Source organism: Aquimarina sediminis (genome assembly GCF_002895435.1).
GTDB lineage: Bacteria > Bacteroidota > Bacteroidia > Flavobacteriales > Flavobacteriaceae > Aquimarina > Aquimarina sediminis.
In genome coordinates, this window is record NZ_POYJ01000002.1 from 19,044 (window position 1) to 45,258 (window position 26,215).

The 26,215-nt window shown below is 33.3% G+C and carries 21 protein-coding genes; 5 read left to right on the top strand and 16 right to left on the bottom strand.

The window, feature by feature from the left end:
- Positions 1 to 270 precede the first annotated feature (270 nt).
- The gene (mqo, locus tag C1X07_RS04585; protein ID WP_103068817.1) at positions 271 to 1,761 is read left to right on the top strand and encodes a malate dehydrogenase (quinone); all 1,491 of its coding nucleotides are present in this window, start codon (positions 271 to 273) and stop codon (positions 1,759 to 1,761) included.
- 97 nt (positions 1,762 to 1,858) lie between these two features.
- Here mqo and C1X07_RS04590 read toward each other — a convergent pair whose 3' ends face one another.
- The 9 genes from C1X07_RS04590 to C1X07_RS04630 form a co-directional block, all read right to left on the bottom strand.
- The gene (locus tag C1X07_RS04590) at positions 1,859 to 2,518 is read right to left on the bottom strand and encodes an SDR family NAD(P)-dependent oxidoreductase (protein WP_103068818.1); all 660 of its coding nucleotides are present in this window, start codon (positions 2,516 to 2,518) and stop codon (positions 1,859 to 1,861) included.
- Positions 2,519 to 2,608: 90 nt separating this feature from the next.
- Entirely contained in the window at positions 2,609 to 3,394 is a 786-nt protein-coding gene (locus C1X07_RS04595; protein WP_128755197.1) for a tetratricopeptide repeat protein, read from the bottom strand.
- 118 nt (positions 3,395 to 3,512) lie between these two features.
- A complete protein-coding gene (locus C1X07_RS04600; protein ID WP_103068820.1) occupies positions 3,513 to 4,655 on the bottom strand; it encodes an alpha/beta fold hydrolase in 1,143 nt (380 codons plus the stop codon).
- Positions 4,656 to 4,742: 87 nt separating this feature from the next.
- Entirely contained in the window at positions 4,743 to 5,681 is a 939-nt protein-coding gene (locus C1X07_RS04605) for an alpha/beta fold hydrolase (RefSeq protein ID WP_103068821.1), read from the bottom strand.
- A 282-nt stretch (positions 5,682 to 5,963) separates the two neighbouring features.
- Positions 5,964 to 7,676, bottom strand: a complete 1,713-nt coding sequence (locus C1X07_RS04610; RefSeq protein ID WP_103068822.1) for a helix-turn-helix domain-containing protein — start codon at positions 7,674 to 7,676, stop codon at positions 5,964 to 5,966.
- Between the two features lie 216 nt (positions 7,677 to 7,892).
- Positions 7,893 to 8,909: a hypothetical protein gene (locus C1X07_RS04615; protein ID WP_103068823.1), complete on the bottom strand. Its 1,017-nt coding sequence runs from the start codon at positions 8,907 to 8,909 to the stop codon at positions 7,893 to 7,895.
- The gene (locus tag C1X07_RS04620; RefSeq protein ID WP_103068824.1) at positions 8,906 to 9,208 is read right to left on the bottom strand and encodes a DUF1330 domain-containing protein; all 303 of its coding nucleotides are present in this window, start codon (positions 9,206 to 9,208) and stop codon (positions 8,906 to 8,908) included. The genes C1X07_RS04615 and C1X07_RS04620 overlap by 4 nt, the downstream gene beginning before the upstream one ends.
- A 74-nt stretch (positions 9,209 to 9,282) precedes the next feature.
- Positions 9,283 to 9,843: a Crp/Fnr family transcriptional regulator gene (locus C1X07_RS04625; RefSeq protein ID WP_164914088.1), complete on the bottom strand. Its 561-nt coding sequence runs from the start codon at positions 9,841 to 9,843 to the stop codon at positions 9,283 to 9,285.
- A 325-nt stretch (positions 9,844 to 10,168) separates the two neighbouring features.
- The gene (locus C1X07_RS04630) at positions 10,169 to 10,915 is read right to left on the bottom strand and encodes a hypothetical protein (protein WP_128755198.1); all 747 of its coding nucleotides are present in this window, start codon (positions 10,913 to 10,915) and stop codon (positions 10,169 to 10,171) included.
- A 467-nt stretch (positions 10,916 to 11,382) separates the two neighbouring features.
- On the opposite strand from C1X07_RS04630, the gene C1X07_RS04635 reads away from it, so the two are divergent.
- The 4 genes from C1X07_RS04635 (at position 11,383) to C1X07_RS04650 (ending at position 20,172) form a co-directional block, all read left to right on the top strand.
- Entirely contained in the window at positions 11,383 to 13,968 is a 2,586-nt protein-coding gene (locus C1X07_RS04635; protein WP_103068827.1) for a T9SS type B sorting domain-containing protein, read from the top strand.
- Positions 13,969 to 14,022: 54 nt separating this feature from the next.
- Positions 14,023 to 14,907, top strand: coding sequence for a PorP/SprF family type IX secretion system membrane protein (locus C1X07_RS04640; RefSeq protein WP_103068828.1), 885 nt, complete (start codon positions 14,023 to 14,025; stop codon positions 14,905 to 14,907).
- A gap of 779 nt (positions 14,908 to 15,686) precedes the next feature.
- Positions 15,687 to 19,214, top strand: a complete 3,528-nt coding sequence (locus C1X07_RS04645) for a T9SS type B sorting domain-containing protein (RefSeq protein ID WP_103068829.1) — start codon at positions 15,687 to 15,689, stop codon at positions 19,212 to 19,214.
- A 73-nt stretch (positions 19,215 to 19,287) separates the two neighbouring features.
- Positions 19,288 to 20,172: a PorP/SprF family type IX secretion system membrane protein gene (locus tag C1X07_RS04650; protein WP_103068830.1), complete on the top strand. Its 885-nt coding sequence runs from the start codon at positions 19,288 to 19,290 to the stop codon at positions 20,170 to 20,172.
- A 35-nt stretch (positions 20,173 to 20,207) separates the two neighbouring features.
- Here C1X07_RS04650 and C1X07_RS04655 read toward each other — a convergent pair whose 3' ends face one another.
- From C1X07_RS04655 to C1X07_RS04675, 7 genes are all read right to left on the bottom strand, one after another.
- The gene (locus tag C1X07_RS04655; RefSeq protein WP_164914089.1) at positions 20,208 to 20,786 is read right to left on the bottom strand and encodes a Crp/Fnr family transcriptional regulator; all 579 of its coding nucleotides are present in this window, start codon (positions 20,784 to 20,786) and stop codon (positions 20,208 to 20,210) included.
- Between the two features lie 226 nt (positions 20,787 to 21,012).
- Positions 21,013 to 21,204 carry a hypothetical protein gene (locus tag C1X07_RS04660; RefSeq protein ID WP_103068832.1) on the bottom strand — a complete coding sequence of 64 codons (192 nt, stop codon included), beginning with the start codon at positions 21,202 to 21,204 and terminating at the stop codon, positions 21,013 to 21,015.
- A gap of 233 nt (positions 21,205 to 21,437) precedes the next feature.
- A complete protein-coding gene (locus C1X07_RS24915; protein ID WP_164914090.1) occupies positions 21,438 to 21,605 on the bottom strand; it encodes a class I lanthipeptide in 168 nt (55 codons plus the stop codon).
- Between the two features lie 117 nt (positions 21,606 to 21,722).
- Positions 21,723 to 23,435: a helix-turn-helix domain-containing protein gene (locus C1X07_RS04665; RefSeq protein ID WP_103068833.1), complete on the bottom strand. Its 1,713-nt coding sequence runs from the start codon at positions 23,433 to 23,435 to the stop codon at positions 21,723 to 21,725.
- A gap of 440 nt (positions 23,436 to 23,875) precedes the next feature.
- Positions 23,876 to 24,028, bottom strand: coding sequence for a hypothetical protein (locus C1X07_RS24920; RefSeq protein ID WP_164914091.1), 153 nt, complete (start codon positions 24,026 to 24,028; stop codon positions 23,876 to 23,878).
- 197 nt (positions 24,029 to 24,225) lie between these two features.
- Positions 24,226 to 24,396, bottom strand: a complete 171-nt coding sequence (locus C1X07_RS24925; RefSeq protein ID WP_164914092.1) for a class I lanthipeptide — start codon at positions 24,394 to 24,396, stop codon at positions 24,226 to 24,228.
- A gap of 137 nt (positions 24,397 to 24,533) precedes the next feature.
- The gene (locus C1X07_RS04675) at positions 24,534 to 26,150 is read right to left on the bottom strand and encodes a helix-turn-helix domain-containing protein (protein WP_103068835.1); all 1,617 of its coding nucleotides are present in this window, start codon (positions 26,148 to 26,150) and stop codon (positions 24,534 to 24,536) included.
- Positions 26,151 to 26,215 lie beyond the last annotated feature (65 nt).

Consider the following 26,215-nt stretch of genomic DNA (forward strand, 5'->3'; position numbering starts at 1 on the left):
CACCCTATGCGAAGTCCTTTTGGGTTAAATCGCTAGAATAGCAATCAACAGTTAGGGTATACATTTCAACTAGACGTACCTTTTGTTTCCTCGTTATGTTGTCAAAATTAAAAACTTTAAATAATCCTAACAAGATACAATTGCTCTTACGGATACAAATATACCGCAATATTTCCTTGACGTTATTTCCCAGGTTCTTCAGTATCACTTACAACACTAACAATAAAGCCATCCAAAAAATTAACATATATTGTATTCAAAACTAGGCATATGAGCGATCACAATAATCCCGTAAATAAAGAATATGATTTAATCTGTGTCGGAGGTGGAATTATGAGTGCTACTTTGGCTTTACTAACCAAGCTTTTACAACCCGAAATCAACATCCTTATTTTAGAGCGATTAGATCGAGTAGCCATGGAGAGCTCTGCAGCATGGAATAATGCCGGAACAGGGCATTCTGCTTTGTGTGAGTTAAACTATTGCCCAGAAAACGACGATAAATCGGTTGCTATTAAAAAGGCTATTTCTATCTGTGAGCAATTCGAAATCTCAAAACAATTCTGGACCTACCTTGTAAAAAAGGATCTGATCAAAGATCCTTCTACATTTATAAAAGCTGTACCCCATCACAGCTGGGTAACAGGAAAACAAAACAGCGATTATCTAGAAAATCGATATAAAGCCATGAAGGATCATTTTATGTTTAACACTATCGAGTTTACCCGAGATCATGAAAAAATGAAAGAATGGTTCCCTCTAATTATGGCAAACAGAACTGATGATGAGATCATGGCTGCCTCAAGGATTAAACGAGGTACAGAACTTAATTATGGTGAACTCACCAGGCAACTATACCATATTTTGGAAACAGAATTCAACACTCCTGTTCATTGTAATATGGAAGTGCAAGATATTGATCCCGATAAAGAAGCAGAATGGTCTGTAGAAGTAAAGAACTTAAAAACAAAAGAAAGACAGTACCTCGACGCACGACATGTATTTATTGGTGCCGGTGGTGGTAGCCTACTTCTTCTTCAAAAAGTTGAGATTGAAGAAAAAGAAGGCTATGGTGGTTTCCCGGTGAGTGGTGGATGGCTGGTATGCAAAAACGAAGATATTATTGCACAACACAACGCTAAGGTATATAGTAAAGCAGGTATAGGTGACCCTCCTATGTCTACACCTCATCTGGATACTCGTTATATCAATGGCAAAAAAGAGTTACTATTTGGTCCTTTTGCAGGGTTTAGCCCTAAATTTTTAAAAGAAGGATCCAATTTTGATTTAATAAAATCTATTAAATCCGATAATCTGGGCGCCATGCTAGGGGCTTTTTGGCACAATTTACCACTCACCAAATATCTAATCGAGCAAGTTTCGATGTCTTTTGAAGATCGTATGCAAAGTCTTAGAAAATTCATGAAAAATGCCCGAGATGAAGATTGGGAAATGATGGTAGCTGGTCAGCGAGTTCAGATCATTAAAAAAGATGAGTATGAAGGTGGTAAATTACAATTCGGCACCGAAGTCATAAGTAGTAAAGATGGGAGTATCACCTGTTTACTAGGAGCATCTCCTGGAGCATCAACCGCCACATCCATTATGATGCAAGTACTGGAACAAGCATTCCCCGAAATTTTGGAATCTGCAAACGGCAGCAAAAAACTTAAGGAAATCATCCCTATGTATACTACAGAAGTAAGCCCTGCTCTTTTTCAGAAATGCCTTGATAATGCAAAAGAAGTATTGAAACTATGATTAAATCCTGTTTTATTTTGAAATTGTATGTATAGAAATTGATGTTCTTTTTTTTACTAAAAATCAAAAAACTTTGGCAAGTACTATAATAAACAGGCTACCACTCTCTTATTTTTCCCTGATGCCAAAAAAAACCGCTTTTAGAACAACTATTTATCAAATTCTTAACATCTATTGCAACTTCAAAAGGAGCTCTTGAAGCTTCATTACCTCCCATATCTGTTTTAGTCCAACCAGGATCAATCGATGACACAATAATCCCTCGGCTTTCTAACCTTTTTGCCAATAGTTTTGTATACATATTTAATGAAGCTTTTGACATTTTATAATGAGGCTGGTATTTATCAAAGTTCTTTTCACTAAACGAACCCCAATCTGATGTAACATTGATAATATGTCCATTTTTATTTATAAATGGAAGCAACTTTTCTGTTAATTCAACCGTCCCAAAAAGATTGACATTAAAAGTCTCTCTTAATTGCTCTAAATTGATCTCTGAATCACTCCATTCTTCAAGTAAAACGGCTGCATTATTAACAAGAAAATCAATTTTTATATTCCCCAGATTATTGATAAAATCTGCTATCGACTGGCTATCGGCAAGATTTAGCTTGTTACCTTGAAAATCGACTCCAGAAATCGAATGCCTACCAGAAGTGGAGGTTCCAATAACTTTATACCCTTTACTTTCAGCAAATAATTTTGCTGTTGCCAATCCAATCCCTCTACTGCATCCAGTTATAATTCCTATTTTCATTTTTTTATAGTTTCTATATAAAATTGACGTTTTCTGTTTTCTCTATTTCTACTTCTAAGAGATACATAACAACTAACAGCTACTTCATTTTCATTCGTTCTTTAACGAGTCCATTTTTGCTTTAATCTCTATTATTTCCTGAGGAATCCAGTCAAAAGATTTATCCAGTTCATAAGCTTTTTGTTTTAACTCTAAGGCTTCTTTGTTTTTACCTAGTCGTAGCATTAGATCTGCTTTAGAATCGTAGGGATTACCATTTTTAGGCTCGCATCTTATGAAGTCGTCAAAAGCCTTGGCAGCCTTATTTAACTCACCATTATTCATATATGCATATCCTAAAATATTATATCCTGATCCATAGTTCTTATCTATTTCTACAGCTTTCTTACCTGCTTTGATAGCTAGATTAGGATTTTTTCTAAAAAGTAAAAAACAAATAGTATGGTGTAAATATTTATCATCAGGACATAGTTTAGCTAATTCGAATATTATTTCTTCTTTAGTATCTTCTGGATTATTTAACCTAAATTCTGTAGCATCAACCAACATTTGTTCTTCTTTAGAAACTAAGTGCTTATATTTCTTGGCTAGTTCGTGATTCAACTTTTTTATAGAATCGTGTGTTGAATAAATTGAAATATAATTATACATTCTTACAAAAGAGCTATCTAGTTCAATACCCTTTTTATAATGCTCTTCAGGGTTATTATTTAGCCCGTTTTGAACCAAAATCCGTGCTTCTTCAAAGTGTTCTTTCGCCTCTTCTGAGATCGTAGTTATCGGAATAGTTTTCAAAAGAGTTCCTTTTTCATTTATTTGATTGTTGTTTCCACAAGACAGCATTAATGATATAAGCAATAAAATGATTAGTCTCATATTTGGTATTTTAATTACTTAGCTTCAAATATATATTCACTAAAATCTGTATATATATATTCTACTCATATTTATTATTTCTTTAACATTAATCCTTCAGTTTCTACAATTTTATTTATCAAAGCTTTGGTTCATTTGGTTTTAAATACTTAAATTCATTAAGTATCTCATTAATCAAAATATTGTTGAACTTTTCTGGTTCTTCAAAAGCAGGGAAGTGAGCAGAGTTTTCAAATGTATAGAACTTCTTTTTTGGAGCATTCAGCTTATCATAATATTCTTTGGCAATAGAATAATTAGTGATAAAGTCTTTTTTGCCTTGTATAATGTATATCGGGATTTTAAAATCCCTAATTTCGGATATATTCGTTTTTAAAACTTCCAAAGTCATTTTTTTAAAAGGAGAGTTTAAAAAAGCTGATTTGCTATTACTCTTTACGATCTGCCACTTTTCTTTAATGGTATACTCATTACAATATAAGATCGGTTTTAAAAAGACCTCATTTGTTTTTTCAGAATCGGCTATAGCACCTCCAAAAACTGAAAGCAATACTCTTTGATAGTATAACCAATTTATGAAACCAATCTTTTCTATATTATGTTTAGAATAACTCCCAATTTCATCTAACTTGGTCAATGCTTTTTTATCATTTAGTCTTTGAGCGGTTTTTTTAATAAATTCATATGAAAGACTATCACTCTTAGGTTGATTTACCATTTGCCCTGTTCCAATAAATGCAAAGTAATCATCAGGAAATTCTGAAACTGTCTTAAGTCCCAGTAAGGATCCCCAGGAGTGTCCAAATAGAAATATTTTTTCTTTTTGATATTCTCTTTTGAGGTACTTTGTAAGTTCATGGGCATCAACGATAGATTGTTGAAGCGTGAAACTGTTTTCTAATATATCCGGACTTGTTGATTTACCTGCTCCTCTCTGATCCCAGTATGCAACGGTAAAATGGTTTTCCAAGACCCTGTTATGTTTTCTGAACATGGGAAGTTCTGGGGCACCTGGTCCTCCATGTAAGATCAACAACAAAGGGTTGTTTTTATTATTCCCTCTAATTAAGACAAATTGCTCCACACCACCAATGGTGATGTACTTCATTTCTGCAATACTATTTTTTATGACCCGTCCTTGCTCATCTTTGAATTGCGGAGTGGATTCTGTACTATTAAAATACAAGAAAGCGAATAAGATTGCGATAATGCCAATAACAATAAAACCTGTTACTTTCAAAAACTTTTTAATAACCTTCATTTTAATAATTTTACAAACAAGTTATAACTCTACCCATTGTGAATTTGTGCAACCTATGTTGGTTAACATTACAATAAGACAAGCTGTCTATTTATTCGTTTTTTGAAACCAATCGATTAACCTTTTATTAAAAAGTGCACTCTGTTCGTATTGTGGCGTGTGTCCACTTTCTTCAAACGAAAATATTGTTAGATCAGATAAATTAGCACATGATATATCCCAAAGTGTTGGTGGACCGATATAATCACTCTTCCCAAGTGCCACAAATATTGGGGTATCTAATTCTTCTTCGGATGAACACAGGTCATATTTCACAATACCATTATTACCAAATAGATGGTATAAAAAATGTAGATTGTAATTTATCCTTTTAAAGAAAGCTGTAGCATCCAAATTTGCATCATGCCACCTTTTTGGTCCAGAGGCTACAAGATTTTTAACAAAGGCTTCATTTGGATTTAGCTGAGTTAGTTTTTCTTCCTGCAATTGCTTTTGTTTTTCACTATACAATAACTTTCTTTTTTCGGGAGCTTTTTCCCAATATACTTTTACAGAGTCTCTATACGTGATGGTTCCATACGTTCTGGGAGTTCCCATCATTACAATATGAGAAACATATTCCGGGTGCTTTTTAGCATATTTATGGGCAATAGCTCCCATAACCGAGTGTCCTCCGATTATAAATTTTTTAATCCCTAAAACAGATCTTACAGTATCTATATCTTGAAGCAAATTATCAAATTCATACTTTGCTGTGTCAACAGGTTCGTACTTTTCAGCATTTAGCCTTGTTTCTATTGAGTAAACTTTGAAGTTATCATACAAATCTTTTGAGAAATATTCAGGATCAGATCCTATTACAAGAAAAGGTATCCCTTTTCCTTTAATTGAGTAATTCAAAGTAGTTCCCTCATCTACGGTAACACTTCCTGATTGATTATTATTATAAGCTATTTTTTTCTTATCCTCATTATTATTTTGACATGCTAAGAGGGGTAGAAAAAAAATTATACATAACTTTTTCATGTGGTTGTTTTTAATGTTGTATAGCAACTGTAGTATTTTCAAAAATCTACGGTCTTAATTTTTGCACACTCTACAATTGTAATATAACCTAATATTTCAACATCTTTTAATTGATCAAAACAGATTATCACCAATGCAATCAACTTTGTACGTTGATAAATTCTTCTCATTCAATATTCAGAAATCAAACATATATAGAAAACACTACACTCAAAAAAAAAGTTTCTTTCAATTTATGAATTGTAAGAAAATTGCCAGGATAAGATACCGCTAATAAGCTTATTACTTTTGACTTAACATTTTTTTTATATAATACGAAGGAGTAACACCTGTATTTTTTTTGAAAGCTCTATAAAAAGTATTACTTGAAGTAAAGCCCGATCTTTCTGCTATATCTTCTATGGTTAATTCTCTATAACTTGGGTTGACCTCTAATTTTCTTAAGGCAAATGATATTCTTAAGTCATTAATGAAGTTTGTAAATGATTTTCCGTGTTCTTCATTTATTATCTTAGACAAATAAGAAGTGTTTGTATCTCCTTCTTTAGCCATTTTTTGTAACGAAATTTCTTTATTTAAATAACCTTCGTTTTTAATAAAGACATTAATATGGTCAAGGATTCGTGTCTTGTCCAAAATCTCTGATGGTTGAATCCTATCATTTTTCTTATGCTCTTTACTACTTTCAATTTCCCCGACTAGTTGTCTATTTTTTAGATACAGTAAATGTTTTTGTCTATTCTGTTTTTTATAGAAATAAGTAATAAGGCTAATTGTGCATATTAATAAAACCAACAAAAGAGTCGATAATACAATTTGGTTCTTTTGATTTTTTATGACAGTTTTATTAAGAATATTTTTCTCTTTTAGATTATTAATTTTGAGTTGTTTTTTATCAGATTCAAACCGTTCAGTTATTTCTGCAATTTCTTGTTTAACCTTTAAATCATTAAGTGAATCATTTAATTTTAAAAACTTATCATTATAATACAATGCTAATTCGTATTGCTTTTTTTGCCTATTAAGTTCACTTAGATTTTTATAACTCTCCAACGTCTGTTCAGTGGAAGAAGAATACTTTAAAGCATTATTAAAATATTTACCAGCTTCATTGTAATTTCCTTTTAATTGATATGCTTTTCCTGCACTATTATTTAACCAGTCAAGTCTACAGTTCACATTATCTTTTAGCCCTTTCTTAGCAAAATAAATGGCACTATCTGCCATATTACTTTTTAAATAATACCGACTTAGCCCTGCAGAATAAGTAGGTAGCATAAGTTTCCAGTTGTTAGTTTCGGCTTCGTCCAAGGCATTTAGAGCATATTTTATAGCTTTACTTAAATCTTCTTTCTCTTCATATAATGATGAAATATCAAATAACAAAACACTTTTGATACTAGGATTAGGAGTAAATGGTAATGCCTTAATAAAATAATCTTCTGCATATTTATAATTCTTTAATCGTTGATTAATTTTACCAATACTAGCATAACAACTAAAAATTCTTGTATTTTTTTTTTGCCAATACGGAAGGCTAATCGCTTTCTCTTCAGCTTCTATAAAATGTTTTATTGCAGAAGTATAATCTTCTTCATAGCTATACACCTCTCCTAAGCATAAATTTATTAATACTTTGGTTGTATCGTTGACTCCCTCATGACAAACATAATGATTTAACTGTTTTTTTGCTTCAGTTATGTTAACTTGCCAGAATAAAGCTCTAGCATTGGCGGCAGTAACATATGCTACAAGGTTACTATCATTAGACTCTCTCGCCAATAGCATAGCTTTTTCTGAAAAGTATCCGGCACTGTCAAACTTTTTTTCAAGTCCATAACGATAGATTAAATCAACTTTTTTCTGTATATCTTTTTTTGTCTTCCCAATATGAGTACGAGTCACTTGAGCTATTGCAGACGACATATCATAAAACAGTACGAATACAGTAAACAAAAGGATGTAAAAATTTATATCTTTTTTTAATCTAAACATTATCGTTATTCGCTATCTAAATTTAAATGGTAGACTTAACTCTATAACTAAAATGGATCCTAGTTTTTTGAATATTCTCTAAATTAAACTAAAAAATGCTTCAAAGATATAGATCTGAAGCATTTTCAATACTTTGTTTTTATATTTAAATTAATAATTTGAAAGAATGCCCGACCTCTTTTCATAGTTCATAATTTACGACAAGAAGTATATAGACTAAAAGCTGACTCTTTCTATAATATACTCTTTCCATAATGTATCTTGATTGGGGTTATTTGGCAATAAAAAAGGTAAATAACTTTTTAAAACATATAGACCATCCTTTGTTAATGACATAGTTGTTGGAAAGCTGTTTTCAGCATCAAAACTCCCTATCACACTTCCATTTATCCAATTATCACTTGTAGAAATTCTATAAACCCTATCTAGTCCTTCACCTGCCCCATTACTTGCAACTGCAATTTCTGTACTACTTAAAATTTCGATACCATCAATTGTATTAACTGGCTCAGAAAGTTCTACCTTAATAATTTCATCGGGATTGGTAAAATTCTCAGGTATTTTATACAACGAACCCGAATCATAGTGTCCCACCAAAATATATCCATCTGGGTGATATACCAAACCATTAAGACCAAAACCTTGAATAGGGGTAAAACGTTCATCGACAACAAAAACTTCTGCTATTCGAGACCTTGGATCAATTTTATAAATTGCAGGAGTTACACTATTTGTTACATAGATATATCCATTACCTCCAACTACAGCATCATTTACTAAATTAGGGGTCTCTCCCTGCACCAAATCAGATAAATCGTAATCCGCCAACTTGTCTTTTGTATCTAAGTCGAAAATAAGAACATTAGCAAGTTTAAACAGTGTATTATCAGTAGAATTAACTCCAAAACCTGGATCCGTATTACAGACTATCAATCTCCTGTTTTGTTTGTCAATTGTTAGCCCGAGGGTTGATACCAATCCATTTTCGGTAATAAAATCGGTAGTTGTACCATCCAAAGCTACCTTACTTATTTTTCCTAAGTTTACAGAACTGGTGTAAAAAACTTTTTCTACATCATCATATACGATACCTTCTGGAAATAAACCTGAGCTGTTAATAGTAATACTTTGAGGAATTTCGATACTCGTAACGTTTTGGTCATCATCACTATTACAGCTAGATAAAGCTATTAATAATAACAAGACACTCCTATTAATAATTTTAGTCATCATTTATTTTCTTTTGATATAAATATTTCTAATTTTTCAAACGCTTTTTCTCTGTAAGGGAGTAAAAGATTGTATTCTTTAGATTTAAATATTTTATTAAAACTGTTGTCAGGGAACTCCATTATTGCTATAATATCTGGTCTTTCTTCACCTACTATCATTTCGTCAATAGAAAATTTATTTAGTAATGTTACATTGTTCTTTTCATAGTGCTTATTCATCTCAGATAGATAGTGATTCAACTCTAATTTTCCATCTGGTCGAATTTTTGCTACTATAATTACTGTGGTTTTTTTCTTCATAAAATTTCTTTTAATATTTATGAAGTAAAAGTATTTTGAAGTGTTTTAAATTCATTTGACAAATGTCAAATAAATCATCGTGCCCTAACCCGACTAAGTGTTTCTAATGAGATTCCAAGGTAAGATGCTATATGAGAAACTGGGGCTTTTTGAAGTACAACCGGGTTTTTTTCTTTGAGCAATGCAAAACGTTCTTTGGCTGTATAGAATTGTAATGCCGTTATGCGTTGTTGTAATCTTGTTAAGTGTTGAGTAGTTATTAATCTAAACCATTTTTCTATGGATGGGTGTTCTTTAGAAATTTCAGCTATTTTTTTTTTCGATATTTTACGAATTATAGTATCCTCAATGCCATGTATATATTGCTCACTCGGAAATCCGTTATAAAAGCTATGAATAGAAGTCATAAAAGTACCTTCAGTACCAAACCAATCGGTTACTTCTTTACCTTCTTTTAGATAGTATGCTCTTAGTAATCCTTTTTCTACAAACAACAAATCATTGCAATATTGACCTTCTTTTAAGAAAATTTCGTTTCGTTTTACAACCTGTTCATTAAAACGATTTTCTAAAGCTATTTTTGTTGTGTTATCTATTTCCTTTGATGACTCAATTACTTCTTTTAAAAGACTCATAGACATACTATTTTTATTGCTTCAATATACGGGATGTTTATAAACAAAAGCTTGATATATGTCAAATAATAATGCACCTCAACACGTATAACAAACTGTAATCCAACTACTAAATCAATTAAAGCTCTAATAATCTTAAGAACCTCATTTGCCCTTAATGAAGATAAAAAGTAGTCTAAATTAAAACAGAACCTAAACTATATTGAAAAACTCAATACCATAGGTATAATCAAAAAAAACACCTGTTTTCAATACAATTTTTATTTATTACATAGAAAAAAATTATGCTATTAGATGCGCAAAAATTATCATTAACACAATCTGATTACTGAATTTTCTTAAAACCCAATATCTTATAAGTATATTCAGCTCTTAAAAATTTTATATTTCTCAAACTATCACAACGATAGCTTTGTCGTTTGGCATTAAGAAAAAGTCCTGTCGTGTTTTCATATTTCATATTCTCGATATAGCTATATGTTGCTCCATGGTGAACCATATTACCAAGCAACTTATTAGTTTTAGCGTCAAAATAATACCACCAGGTATTTGTTTTCTCTCCACTATCGTCAAAATAATTAGCTTGTATAACATTTGCCCTTTTTTTACCAATGTTTTCCCTGCCAGCAAAACTAAGATTAACCTCTTTATCTAACAGCTTATAAGGCTGCCACAACACATAATTTGCTGCAATAATATCTTTGTAATACTTGTCTTGCAGAGCTCCTTCATTTTGAAGGGAATCTCCGTGAAAAACGGAAGTTTTATTCTCTGTATACACTACCCTTTTTTGAATTGAGTCTTCTAGCCACGACATCTCAGCAGAAAAGACAGGTTTAAATCTATTGATATGCTTTTGAGTAATTTTTTTCTCAACGTTTCCTAAACTATCATAAAGTATTGTAGTTTTTAGGTAAGAGATTTCTTTTGCGTTTTCCCAACTTTCTATACCACCGTGAGCTTCCAGAGATTTTAAAACTACCTGAACAGGTTCTAAATCAGTATTGCATGAGGACAAAAACGACATCAAACACAAAAACACTACTGACTTTTTATAAAAATGGTTCGTCATAAAACTAAGTATAGGATATAAATTTACATTTTTCAAGTATTTATCCCAAGAACATTATACCACCTATCTTCATATATACAGGGATAGATTCCTTTTTCAGAACAGAAATGCAAGGATAAGCGAATTACGTTAATACCTTAAAAAAAACAAGGTAATCATATATATGGGTTTGCTATATAACAACTAAATCACTAATTTAGCCCCGTCTAGCACTATACCATGTTCATTAGTAAGTAGGTATGTTCATATTTATAATGAGTACAGCGCTTAATCTCTTTTAAACCTGAAAAACCGAGAAAAATCTAACCTTCTCTAAAGTTACCCCTTAGTTTCCCCCGAAATGACCCTCCTGAGGTGTGGTTATTAGTTTTGAATATTATGTTTGATAATATTCATGTACTCTTTTGTATATGATATTCTTTTAGCATGATATGTAATAGATTAATTGTTTTAAATTATTTGTAGTTATGAAAAAACTATTACTCATTTGTTTAGTTTTCTTATTAGGAAATCAATTACTCTCGGCTCAGGCATCTTTTATAGATTGGGAGTTTAGAGGAGGGAAATTACTTGCAAATCCCGACGGAACCTCAACAGGTCCTGGTCCAGAACCTGCAGGGTTAGACATAGCAGCCATCCCCATCACGCCAATCTCTTATGGTCGACTTCCATCAGTTGTTTTGGCTGATCTCGACAACGATAATGATCTAGATTTTATTTCAGGAAGCCAAGGAGGAACAGTTCATTATTTTGAAAACAATGGTACTGTTACTGCACCCAACTGGGTATCGGCATCAATACCAACATTAGACACCATATGGATAGATAGAACCCGAACAAGTAGAAATCAAAATAGACCTCAGCTCGTGGATATCGATGATGATGGAGATTTAGATTTATTTATAGGATCACAATACAATTATGAAGGTCTAACTACCGATGATGTTCGTTTTTACAGAAATGTGGGCACCCCTGAAATCCCTGTTTTTTCATATGTCCCTGCCTGCATACCTGGACTTAAAGATCAGGATATTTCAGAATTTCCTGGTTTTGGATTTGCAGACCTAGATAATGATACCGATTTGGATCTGGTAGCACTCGGAAGTGATAAACTAACCTATTACAAAAATATTGGAACCAAAGAACTGCCAAATTTCGAACTACAATCAGAAGCAAATAGTCCATGGGCGGATGAAAATGAATATACTAATATGGATGTACCAATACCTGTATTTGAGGACTTTGATAAAGATGGAGATCTCGACATGTATTTTATGATTGATAGTGGTCATGTTCGCTGGATCGAAAACATTGGGACGGTTACAAATCCTAATTTTGTGTCTCCTCAAAAGACAATGAATGGAGAACTAACCAATGGAGATATGGGGAGTTTTCCTGTTGTAGATTTTGGTGACGTAAATGGTGACGGGCTAAAAGATGCTCTCTTAGCCAACTTCAACCCTCCCGCATTTGCCTGGTTTAGACAAGTCCCTGTTTGTGTATCTCCGACAATAACATCAGTTACGGCAACTCCAGTTACCTGTGAAGGAGAAACATCTACCATTACAATTACTGGAAACCTTAATATTGCCAGCACCTGGTCCATATACACTGATTCTTGTGGTGGCACTCTGGTCGGTTCTACAACTACATCTACATCAACTTTTACTGTTACCCCCAGTAGCCCGAGCACTACATACTATATAAGAGGTGAAGACGGAGCTATAACCTGTATAGATGAAACAACTGCTACTTGTACAACGGTTACGATTATTGCTCCACCTATAGATGATGCTAGTTTTAATTATTCGGCAGCTGCATATTGCACAAATGATACCGATCCTACACCAACCATTACAGGAACAATTGGTGGAAATTTCACTTACACACCACCAGGACTAAGTATGACTACCAGTTCTGGAGAAATTGACGTATCTACATCTACACCGGGCACCTATACAGTAACCTATACCACAACAGGAGCATGCCCTAACTCCAGTGATACTAGCATAACCATTAATGCACAGGACAACGCAAGTTTCAATTATGCTGCCTCTGCATATTGTGTAGACGATACGGATCCTACACCAACTATCACAGGAACAATTGGCGGAAGTTTTACCAGTACTCCTGCAGGATTAAGTATTACCGGTTCTGGAGAAATTGACGTATCTACATCTACACCGGGCACCTATACAGTAACCTATACTACTACAGGAATATGCCCTAACTCGAGTAACACTAGTATAACCATTAATGCACAGGACAACGCAAGTTTCAACTATGATGCCTCTGCATATTGTGTAGACGAGTCGGATCCTACACCAACTATCACAGGAACAATTGGCGGAAGTTTTACCAGCACTCCAACAGGATTAAGTATGACTGCCAGTTCTGGAGAAATTGATTTATCTTCATCTACACCTGGCACCTATACGGTAACCTATACTACAACAGGAACATGCCCTAATTCTGATAACATAAACATCATTGTTAATTCACTAGATGATGCTAATTTTGACTATGATCAATCATCTTATAGCATTGATGAGCCTGATCCTATCCCTACGATCGCAGGAGTAACAGGAGGTTCTTTTAGCAGCACTACAGGGTTAAGCATTAATACTACCAGTGGAGAGATAGATCTTTCTAATAGCGCTACAGGAACATATATTGTTACATATACAACAGCAGGAAACTGTGAAAACTCCACGGATCAATCTGTAAGTATTACTGATGCAACTGCAGAGCCAGAGCCCGTAAAAGCTAATATTTTGGTTCCCAAAGGGTTTTCTCCTAATGGAGATGGCATAAATGACACCTGGATAATAGAAGGAATTCATAAATTTCCCGATCACGAAATACAACTTTTTAATAGGTGGGGAAATGTTGTTTTCTCAGCAGTAAATTATCAAAATGACTGGAATGGAATCTCTAACGGAAAAAGAGTTCTAAGATCTAACCATAAGCTACCAACAGGACCATATTACTACATTATCGATACCGGAACAAAAACTACTCCTTTTTCTGGATGGATATACATAAACTACTAAATAATATATGATTTAAACAAGAAAGCGTTGCAAACTAAAAAACCACAAAACAACATGATTAAATTTTTACATTATATATTTTTTATACTCATATTGTTATCTGCAGTAAAGGTTCGTGCTCAACAAGATCCACATTTTAGCCTCTATAGATATAATATGAACGTTATAAATCCAGCCTATGCCGGAACCAACGGAAATCTTGAAGCTTTATTCGGGATCAGAAGTCAATGGTCTGGGATTCAAGATGGACCAGAAACACAAAATTTTAATATAAACTCTCCCTTAAATAAGAATATGGGAGCAGGATTTACTATCGTTAATGACGAGGTCTTTGTGCTAAAAGAAACTCATCTTTATGCTGATTTTTCTTATAAAATTCAGGTAGCAGAAGATCTAAATCTATATGCAGGAATCAAAGCAGGAGGAACATTTCTAAATATAAGCCTTAGTGGATTAGATATTGATAACGATCCACTATTCAATCAGAATGTAAGCAAATTTAACCCCAATGTAGGAGTTGGGTTTTATCTCAAAGCCGAAAATTACTATATAACCCTATCTGCTCCAGGGCTTATTTCTAATGACAGATTCGAAAAAGAGGGGGTAACACCTGTATCAGGAAATGAAAACTCTCATGTATTTCTTGGTGGCGGATACGATGTTGCGTTAAATGATGATTTTAAATTAAAACCCTCGATACTTAGTAAAATAGTTACAGGAGCTCCATTATCTATTGATCTAACCGCTTCAGCCATATATCGTGATCGATTAGAATTGGGTAGCAATTATAGATGGGATGAAAGCATTACATTCTTTATGATTGCAGGGTTCTCCAACAATGCCTTTAATTTTGGATATGCTTATGAGTCTACCACTACAGATATAAAAACGTACAACAATGGTACTCATGAAATCATTCTAAAATTTAGATTAAATTAGGTTCTCATTTTTTGATACAATAACTATTTTAATCTCAAATGATTCATCTTAAAAACCTAGTCTTTAGCTTAAAAAAAGTGCTCAAATCAAGTTATTCCTCACAGTATGATGTAGGAAAAATCCTCTAAAAATTGATTTTTTAGTGAAAACTTAGCCGTTTGCACTAAAGTTTTTCGTAAAAATTCTATGGTGTTGAAATCAATCTATTATCCTAAATTCGCCCCTAAACCAATCAATCTGCTTCGCCTTGAACATAAACTCTAATAATCTCAAAATCAAGCAGCCTAAAATTTCTTAAGCAAACAACATAGTGATCTCCACAAAGCCTTTGTTTAAGCCTGTTACAGAAGAATAGGCATATAGCTTGTCGAAGTAATACAAGTACTTTTCGATTTTTTAAACCTCGTATATTTTAAGTGATTTTTAGCAATATTATGCACAAGGCAACAAGCTATCAGGGTGCATAAAATATGATAATCCAAAAAAAACATATTAGTAATCAATGTTAATAATATTTTGTTAAAGAGAACGAAATTGTTAATTTGCGCCAAATTAGTATTATACCCGGTTCTTCACCAAATCCTCTTAATATGTGCAACAACTATAATACTATAACCCCTAAAACCTCAAAGAAAAAATATAAATTTCTTTCATATTACCCTATAACAGTCCCAAAAATACCCATTTGCAATGTAGTATAATTTAAAAACCCAAGTCTAAGTTATTTTCTATATAAAGAAGAGGAGATTAGAGAACAATAACTTTAAATTATTGCAATCATGAAAAAACTATTACTTATATATCTACTTATACTTTTAGGAAGCAAAATACTCTCCGCCCAAACCCCATTTATAGATTGGGAGTTTAGAGGGGGTCATCTTGTTTCTAACCCTGATGGTACCTCTATAGGACCTGGACCTGAACCTGCAGGATTAAATGGCGCATCAATCCCTGCTCCTAGTCGTCTTCCTTCTGCAGTATTTGGAGATTTAAATAATGACGGAAAATTAGATTTTATATCAGGAAGTAGAAGAGGTAGCGTACATTACTTTGAAAATACAGGCACAGTAACTGCCCCCAATTGGGTGATTGCTTCGATACCTACTTTGGACACTATAGACATTAGTACACTATCTAACAATCATGTTAGACCTCAATTAGTTGATATTGATGATGATGGAGATCTTGACTTGTTCCTTGGAAACAGATATAGTTATGAAAATACTACCACAGATGATATTAGATTCTACGAAAATGTAGGAACTCCAACTGTTCCAGAATTTTTGTATGTTGTTGCTGGATTGCCGGGACTTGAAGATCAAGATATTGCTCTATACAATGGATTGGGTTTTGCTGATCTAGATGATGATGATGATTTTGATTTAGTCGTTATGGGAAGTAATACCGCAGTATACTTCAAGAATACCGGGACCAAAGAAAACCCAGTTTTTGCAAGACAATCTGCAGCGAATAGCCCATGGGATCCCTCGGCAACTTTTCTTCCTACGTTTAATCCTATTCCTATTTTTGAAGATTTTGACAAAGATGGGGACTATGATATGTATTTTGCTATCGATAGTGGTCAGGCACGGTGGATTGAGAATGTAGGAACTCCTACTACTCCAGATTTTGCTCTGGCTCCTCAACAGACACTGAATGGGGAGTTAGAAAATGCAGATATAGGTGATTTCCCCAGTCTGGATTTTGGAGATGTGGATGGTGATGGTTTAAAAGATGCTATTATGGCAAATTTTAGTCCAGGTCAATTTGCATGGTTTAGACAGATTCCTGTTTGTGTAGCACCAGATGTACCTACGGTTACCGCAACACCTAATACATTATGTGTAGGTAACACATCTACGCTCACAATTTCAGGAAGCCTTAATAGTGCTGATGAATGGGTTATATATTCTGGTTCTTGTGGAGGTACCCTAGTTGGCACAACAACCTCTTCTTCTTTTGTAGTAACCCCAGGCTCACCAAGTACAACATATTACATAAGAGGTGAAGATGGTACCAAAACATGTATTGATGAGACTACAGCCACCTGTGGAACTGTTACTGTTACAGCCACCGCTCTAGATAATGCAAACTTTAATTATTCTGCTTCTGCTTATTGCGTAGATGATACCGATCCTACACCAACTATCACAGGAATATCAGGAGGAACATTCTCTAGTACCCCTACAGGATTAAGCATTACTATCGGCACCGGAGAAATCGATGTATCAACCTCAACACCGGGAGCTTATACCGTTACTTATACCACTACAGGAACATGCCCTAACTCCAGCGATACTAGTGTAACCATTAATGCACTAGACAATGCAGGTTTCAACTATGCTGCTTCTGCTTATTGTGTAGATGATACCGATCCCACACCTACTATCACAGGAATCTCAGGAGGAACGTTCTCAAGTACCCCTTCGGGCTTAGATATCACTACCGGATCAGGAGAAATTGATCTATCTACATCAACACCAGGAACATACACCGTAACCTATACCACGGCAGGAACATGCCCTAACTCTAGCAATACTAGCGTAACTATTAATGCACTAGATAATGCAGGTTTCAATTATGCTTCAGCCGCGTATTGTGTAGATGATACCGATCCTACACCAACTATCACCGGAATAACAGGTGGAAGCTTCTCTAGCACTCCTTCTGGATTAACTATAGCAGGTGGATCTGGAGAAATTGATCTATCAACATCAACACCAGGAACATACACCGTTACTTATACTACTACAGGAACATGCCCTAACTCTAGTAATACTAGTGTAACTATTAACGCATTAGACAATCCAAGTTTTAACTATGCTGCAACTGCGTATTGTATAGACGACACCGACCCTACACCAACAATCACAGGAATAACAGGAGGAAGTTTCTCTAGCACTCCTTCTGGATTAACTATAGCAGGTGGATCCGGAGAAATTGATCTATCGACATCAACACCAGGGATATATACCGTTACCTATACCACGGCAGGAACATGCCCTAACTCTAGCAATACTAGCGTAACTATTAACGCCCTTGACAATGCAGGTTTCAACTATGCTTCAGCCGCGTATTGTGTAGATGATACCGATCCTACACCAACCATTACAGGAATAGCAGGGGGAAGCTTCTCAAGTACTCCCACCGGATTAAGTATTATAACTGGGTCAGGAGAAATTGACCTATCTGCATCAACACCAGGAACTTATACCATTACCTATACCACAGTAGGAATATGCCCAAACACTAGTAATACCAGCATAACTATAAATGCTTTAGACAACGCAAATTTCAATTATTCTGCTCCTTCCTATTGTATAGAAGACTCTGATCCTACTCCGACCATTACAGGAATAAGTGGAGGAAATTTCTCAAGTACTCCTACTGGATTAAGTATTATTGCCAGTTCTGGCGAAATAGATGTATCCGCATCAACACCAGGAACATATACAGTAACCTATACCACTTCTGGAACATGCCCTAATTCTAGCAGCACTAATGTAACCATTAACACATTAGACAATGCGGATTTTGATTATGACACTGATACATTTTGTCAAAACGGGGCTGATCCTACCCCAATAATCATAGGCATAACCGGAGGAAGTTTCTCTAGCACTCCTACTGGGTTAATCCTAGATGCAAGCACAGGAAGTATTGATGTTTCTAATAGCGAAACAGGAACCTATACTATAACTTATACCACAATGACTTCTTGCTCTAATTCTAGTGATGTTACTATAGCCATTTCAGAAGCAGATGATGCTAGTTTTTCCTATAATGAGTCTGTTTACAATACTAATGAAACTGATCCAACTCCTGTCATCACAGGTTTAGAAGGAGGTTCTTTTAGTAGTGCTTCTGGATTAAGTATTAATACCTCTACCGGAGAAATTGACCTCTCTGATAGTGACCCAGGAACATATCCTATTACTTATACCACAGAAGGCAATTGCGAAAACTCCTCTATTCGATCTATAACCATAACAAAAACTCCTGATCCGGAACCTCCAATAACTAGTATTGTGATACCGGAAGGATTTTCTCCAAATGGAGATGGAATTAATGATACCTGGGTAATCGAGGGAATACAAAGATTTCCCAATCACAAAATACAAGTCTTTAATAGATGGGGAAATGTAGTGTTCTCGGATATAAACTATCAAAACAACTGGAACGGTGTATCTAATGGAAAAAGAGTACTACAATCAAGTGACAAACTCCCATCAGGGCCATATTACTACATCATTGACATAGGAACAAAAACCCTTCCTTTTTCGGGCTGGATATATATAAACTATTAAATGATAAAACTTTAAGTATGATAAGTACATAAGAGCATTATCGTAACGCTCTTACTAAAAAATATAAAAGAACATGGTTAGAAATTTACTATATGTATTTCTTGCATTACTGATATCGAATATAGCAAAAGTGAATGCGCAACAGGATCCGCATTTTAGCCTCTATAGATACAATATGAATGTTATCAATCCTGCATATGCTGGAACTAGCGAAAGCCTGGAAGCTTTACTAGGTTTCAGAAGTCAATGGTCTGGGATTCAGGATGGACCAGAAACACAAAATTTTAATATAAACGCTCCTATAAATAGAGATATGGGAATAGGGTTTACTATTGTTAATGACGAGGTTTTTGTATTAAAAGAAACTCATCTATACGCTGATTTCTCTTATAAACTTCAGGTAGGATATGATGTAAACCTATATGCCGGAATCAAAGCTGGAGGAACATTTCTAAACATCAACCTTAGTGGGTTAGATGTAGACAATGACCCACTATTTAATCAGGATGTAAGTAGGTTTAACCCCAATGTAGGTATTGGATTTTATCTCAAAGCTGAAAGCTACTACATAACCTTATCCGCTCCTGCTCTTATCTCTAACGATCGATTCGAAAAAGAAGGAGTAGTACCAGTGTCTGGTAGTGAAAACACCCATATATTTCTTGGAGGAGGATATGACATCGAATTAAATGATGATTTCATATTAAAACCTTCGGTATTAAGTAAAATTGTTACAGGTGCTCCTTTGTCAATTGACCTTACTTCATCTATCATTTACAATGACCGATTTGAGTTTGGCGGCAATTATAGATGGGATGAAAGTGTTACATTTTTTACCATTATAGGGTTTTCTGATAACTCTCTTAATTTTGGATATGCTTATGAATCAGCAACAACAGATATACAAACCTATAATAGTGGTACTCATGAAATAATTTTAAAATTTAGATTAAACTAAATTTTTACCTTACTTCAAAATAAGTTTAAAAAAACTTACTTAATGGCATCTTTTGCCCTTACCTTACTCACAAATTCTGGAGACAAATCCAGATATGATGCTATCATATATTGTGGGACTCTCTGTGCGAATACCGGATTAGAATGGATAAAGTCTTTGTACAATTTTTCTCCTGTAAAACTACGCGTATATTTTATTCTGTTTAAGTAAGCAATATGGGTTTTTTCCATAATTACTCTAAAAAAACGTTCTATTTTAGGAAGTTTTAGCAACAGCTCCTCAAAACAATCATTATGTAACTCTAACAATTCAGAATTTTCAATAGCCTGAATAAAGTTTTCTGATGGGTTCTGAGTTATCAAACTATTATAATTTGTAAACCACCACTTATCAATTCCAAAATCTAAAATTCTTTCTACTCCTTTTTCATCTATATAAAAGGAGCGTAGACATCCTTTTATGATAAAGTACCTAGCCTGACAGGTTCTGCCTTCGGTAAGTAAATATTCTTTCTTTTTAAGCTTTTTTACCCTTAAATATTTATAAAACAACTGCATCTCTTCATCAGAAATATCAATATAATTTCTAACATATGTCGCTAAAGTAGTAATCATAACCTTATACATTGTGAAATCTCAAAATACTACATCTGCAACATATTAGCAAGGAAAAAGAAGCTATCTAAAAAACCATGTTTAAAACCAAATATCAGTTTAAGCTTACTGAGGACTAATCGAATAGCCGCAGTATAAAAAATCAACAAACCGAGTTTAACAAAAAAACACTTTTTAGATAGCCTCTTATACATTTCAAAGATTAATATTTACTATAAAATAATCTTTAGTAAGGCATACAAGTCCCATAACCCCCATACGGAGATATAGAGCAATACCAATCCCATTCTCCTGTAGCTTCGAAACAATCTCTTTTGGTTCTACAGCCTATAGGATGTTGTATCCCTCCATTAATAGTTTCTTGTTGTTTTTTGTCCAATTGCTGAACATCTTTTAAATTTAGAATTTTTGATAACATAATTTGTTAGATTTAAAATGAATTATAAGACGTACCTACTCTATCAAAAGGTTTTCGGTTTCCCCTTTATCAAAATCTTCTTGTTAACAATACTTTGATTTTTATCCTAAGGTATTACCTAACAAAGGGATAGAAAAATACAACTCCCGTATATTAGACAAAATGAGGAGTAAGAAAACACTGTTAAGAACCTATAAAACCTAATTAAGTTTGGGATAGTTAAAAAAGGAGAACTAAAACACCCCTTGACCACTTTGGCAAACGCAATGACTCTCATGAGATCCTGTATCATCATCTGTAGGGTTACACTCTCCGCCTTTTACCATTCTCATAGTACTAAGATTAATTTTAGTAATAGTAATTTTTTTAAGACTGATTCTTTTGTTTTGATATTCTTTCATAATTGTTATAATTTAATATTTATGAAATAAGATACCTTCAATAAAATGTGGATCATAATTTGTTAACCGCATTTTAAATAAATTGCGGTAGAATTCGGACGATACTTATAAATAATATTACCCCAATTTTTCAATCTCCTTAATGTAGTAGGAAGGGTTTAAACCTGTTTTAGATTTAAAATGTTTTGTAAACGAGTTATCACTTTTATATCCAATTTCTAAAGCAATTGATTTAATCGAAAAAGACCTAAATTTCTTATCATTTTTCAATTTTTTTAATGCATATTCAATCCTTAAATCATTGATATAGTCATTAAAACTTTTTTCTTTATGTGTTTTGATAATTTTTGAAAGGTATGTGGTATTTGTTTTCACTTTTTTGGCCATTGTACTTAGACTACATTCAGATTTCAAAAAATATCCTTGCTTCTCTAGCCTGTTTAACCTTTTTAGTACATTATTGATTTTCTCATTATCAATTACAACCTCCTTAGTACCTCCTTTTGACTCTATTGTTTCTGTTTTTCGTTCAGACTCCAGATTGGATATCTTCATCATTAAATTATCAAATGTAGTTTTATTTATTTTTTGTTTTTTATAGAATAACCCTCCGATCATAAATAGCGATATTAATAAAGCCAATACTACTATTATACTATATTTTACTTCTTTTTGCTGTTTGCTTTCGAGTTTCTTTATGGTCTCTCCCAACTCCCGAGTATCCTTATTGTATATTTTATTAACAGTTTTATCCTTTTCATCCTGAAATTTCGCCTGAAGGACTGTGTGCTTATTAAGCCAGTATTTAGATTCTCTTTCATTTCCTATAGCGTCATTACAATCAGCCAATAATCGATACGCTTGCAAAACTCGATTATTCCTAGAATCTTTTTCTTCTAATAAACCTAATAAGCTATCCAAAGATGTGATTGCCTTTTTGTATGCTCCTTGTTTATAATAACAACGAGCAAGAAAATATTGAAGATTCATTATAGATTTTTTGTCTTTAATGTTATGAGTAAGCATAATGTTTTCTGCCAAATGCAAGTACTCAAATGCTTTAGGAATATTATTTCTATAATAAAATACTGCTCCCTTTTTAGTATTTAGATCAATAGCACCTATATGATAAGCTATAGGATCAGTGAGTCTCATTCCTATATCTGCATAATAAAGTACAGAATCGTACTTCTTTTGATCCAGATATATTTCACTAATAATCGTAATTAGGTTTACATGATTTTTGCCATTTTTGAAAGAAGAGTTTTCTGTTAATTTCAAGGAATGCTTACAGACCTCTAAGGCTTTATCTAATTGCTTCATTCTTCTACGAATCATAGTAATCCCAGAATTTGCTACAATTTCATGTTTTACATTACCATTTTTTTGCGCAATTTTCAAAGCACTGTAATAAGAGTCCAGCGCTTTTTGATTTTTCCAATCTTTGAGATAAGAATTACCAAGTTTTAGATAAATAACAGATAAAAACTGATCGTAATTCGCTTTTTTTGCCGCCTTTGCAGCATGATCAAAATAATATGCACTTCTTTCATATTTTCCTGTGTTGTAAAACGAAAGTGCTATATAATAATACTCATTAGTTTTTGCACTATCTTGGTTTTTGAGATTAGAAAGTGCTATTTCATATACTTTTGCCTCTTCGGGTGAAGATTTTTTTATAGATTCTCCTAATTCTTTAGATGATTTATTAATAAGGCTATCAGATATCTGTTTATTTTCTGTTTGAGCATATATTGCCATTGTTACGAAAACAGATAATCCTATTAAAAAAAACGGAGGTATTGGTAAAAGTCTTATTCGAAAAATCATTCTTCTGGATATAATGCACTCATCCAAATGTAATAATTCCTTTTTTAAGACTGCTTTTGAGCTAGATACTATAAAAAAATCCCCCAAAGAAAATTAAGGGGGAAAGTTATAATAGTTTAAACAAACTAAGTATATCTTAGAATGCACATACAGAAATCACTATGGGTCTGCCATTAATTATTTTTTCCACCCCACACATTCCTGAGCAACAATCACTATCATCAAGACATTTTCTTGCAATGTTTTGGCATCTGCCAGCACCACCATTAATTATCCTCTGATGATCTTTCTTTAAGAAAACGATACCTTTTATATCCAAAATATTATCAAACATAATTTCATGTATTATTACCTACTCTGTAATAAGGTTTTCGGTTACCCCTATAGACTTATATCTGATGTAAGGTCTTGCCAAAGCTAATACTTATTACTAGGCTAAACTATTTGATCATTTCATAGCAATGCCCAAATGAGCAATGACCCCCACAAAGTCTAAGACATTGATCTCCGTAGTAAACTCCGGCTTTAATTGATTTTTGTTCGTTTTTCTTTAGTGTAGTAACACCTTCCAAATCTAAAATGTTATTAAGCATAGTTTAAAGTTTTAATTACCTACTCTTTGTTAAGGTTTTCGGTTATCCCTTATAAAATCGACGATTAACAATATGTTAATTTTGAAACCAATGTAGGCAGGAATCAAGAGTAAGAAAAAAGATGCATCACCAGATTGAACAAAATAGGGATAAAAAACCCTACAAAGATTGCAGGGTTTTACACATAAACTTTTCAATCAGTGAACATCGTAACAAATACTATCTCCATATTCTTCAATTACAGATGGCTGTACCTGAGCAGTAGTAGGACGACTTGTTCCTCCTTTAATTTGATGTAGTAATTCTACGTTAATCCTTGCTATGGTTACTTTTTTAATGCTTAGATTTTTAGATTTGTGCTTCTTCATTGATTAGTAGTTTTGTAAATTTTTTATAGATTTTATAATCAATCTATATTCATATTTACGGTTAGAGTTTTTAAGATAATTTTTCAATAGAATTAATACTAAAAAAGCTACCCTATTTTGTTCAAAATAGGGTGTGTTTATATTGTTTTTTCCATGCTCTTCTCTTGTTTCTCAATATTTCTTATATAGTAGGATGGATTTAAGCCTGTTTTTGCTTTAAAATGTTTAGAAAAAGAATAATCACTTTTGTACCCAATCTCTGTTGCAATAGATTTAATAGAAAAAGATCTAAACTTTCTATCTACCTTAAGTCTCTTTACCACGTAGTCAATTCTTAGATCATTGATATAATCATTAAAGTTTTTCTCTTTATGCGTGTTAATAATTCTAGATAAATACGTGGCATTTGTTTTCACTTTTTTGGCTACTGCTCTTAGGTTACATTCTACTCTTAAAAAATATTCTTGGTTCTCTAACCCATCCAATTTCTTAAGAACCTCAATAACCTTGTCGTCATTAATCACCATATTTGTGGTTTGGGCAATACTTGATTTCTGTTCATGAGACTCTAAATGGTTTATCTTTTCCATCATATCATCAAATCGCCTTTTATTGTTTTTTTGCTTATAAAAGTACCAATACACCACACCTACTAAGATGACTAACAAGATAACAAACCCAACATATATATATCTTTTACTTTTTTCACTTGAAGCTTGTTCTCTTTTTAAATTCACAATTTCTCTTTCGAGTTTTTCGGCTTCTTTTTCATAAATTCTATTTATTGTTTTATCCTTATTCTTTTGATAATTCTCAGTTAATTTCACATATTCATTATTCCAATACAGAGCTTTTTCATAGTCTCTTTGTTCTACAAAGCAATTTGCAAGTAACAAATACGACTGAATCACCGGAGGTTTAATCAAATCTTTTTCTTCGAGAGAATTTATAGTCATAAACAATTGATCAATTGCTTTATCATACACCTCTTGTTCGTAATAACAGCTGGCTAAAAAGTAGTTGATATTTACAGTCGGAAAGAACCTATTCATAATATCATGATGAGTCATTATGTCCTTTGCCTCATAGAGGTATTTCAAGGATGTATCGTATTCTTTTTTATAATAGAATATCATCCCTTTTTTGATGTAGAAATCAACCAATCCTTCTTTGTAGTCAAGTACTATACTAAGTTCTATCCCTTTTTCAGAAAAAAGTAACACCGAGTCATACTGCTCTCTAGCCAGATATATATCACTAACAGTAGTCAGAACATTCACATGATTTTTAGTGTTTATAAAAGAGGTTTTATCAATTGATTTTATCATTTGTAAAGCAATCCTGTACGCTTTGTCCAACTGATTCATTCTCTTTAAAACAAGGATAAGTCCAGAATTAATCATCATTTCTCTATCCAAATCTTCTATTCGTTGTGAGATTGTTAATGCAGTATAGTAAGCGTCCAGTGCCTCCTTATTTTTTCCACTTAACATATAGGCATGCCCTTTTTTTGCATCGACAATACACATAAGTGTATCATTTTTTATGGTCTTTGCAATAGCTCTCGCCTTATCAAAATACACAATGCTTTTTTCATATTGATCTGCATCGTAAAAAGAATTCCCTTTTTGAATATACTGCTCTATTGTATCGATAGTAGTATCCTGACTAAAAACACTTATAGTGCTTAGTACAAATACAACAATCAATACAGAAATGTTTACGGATAGAGCTCGTGTAATAGAGTAAGTCATTCTATAGGATATCACATTATGATTTATCCAAAAATAAGAATTCCTCTCTAATTCAACTCGTTGGG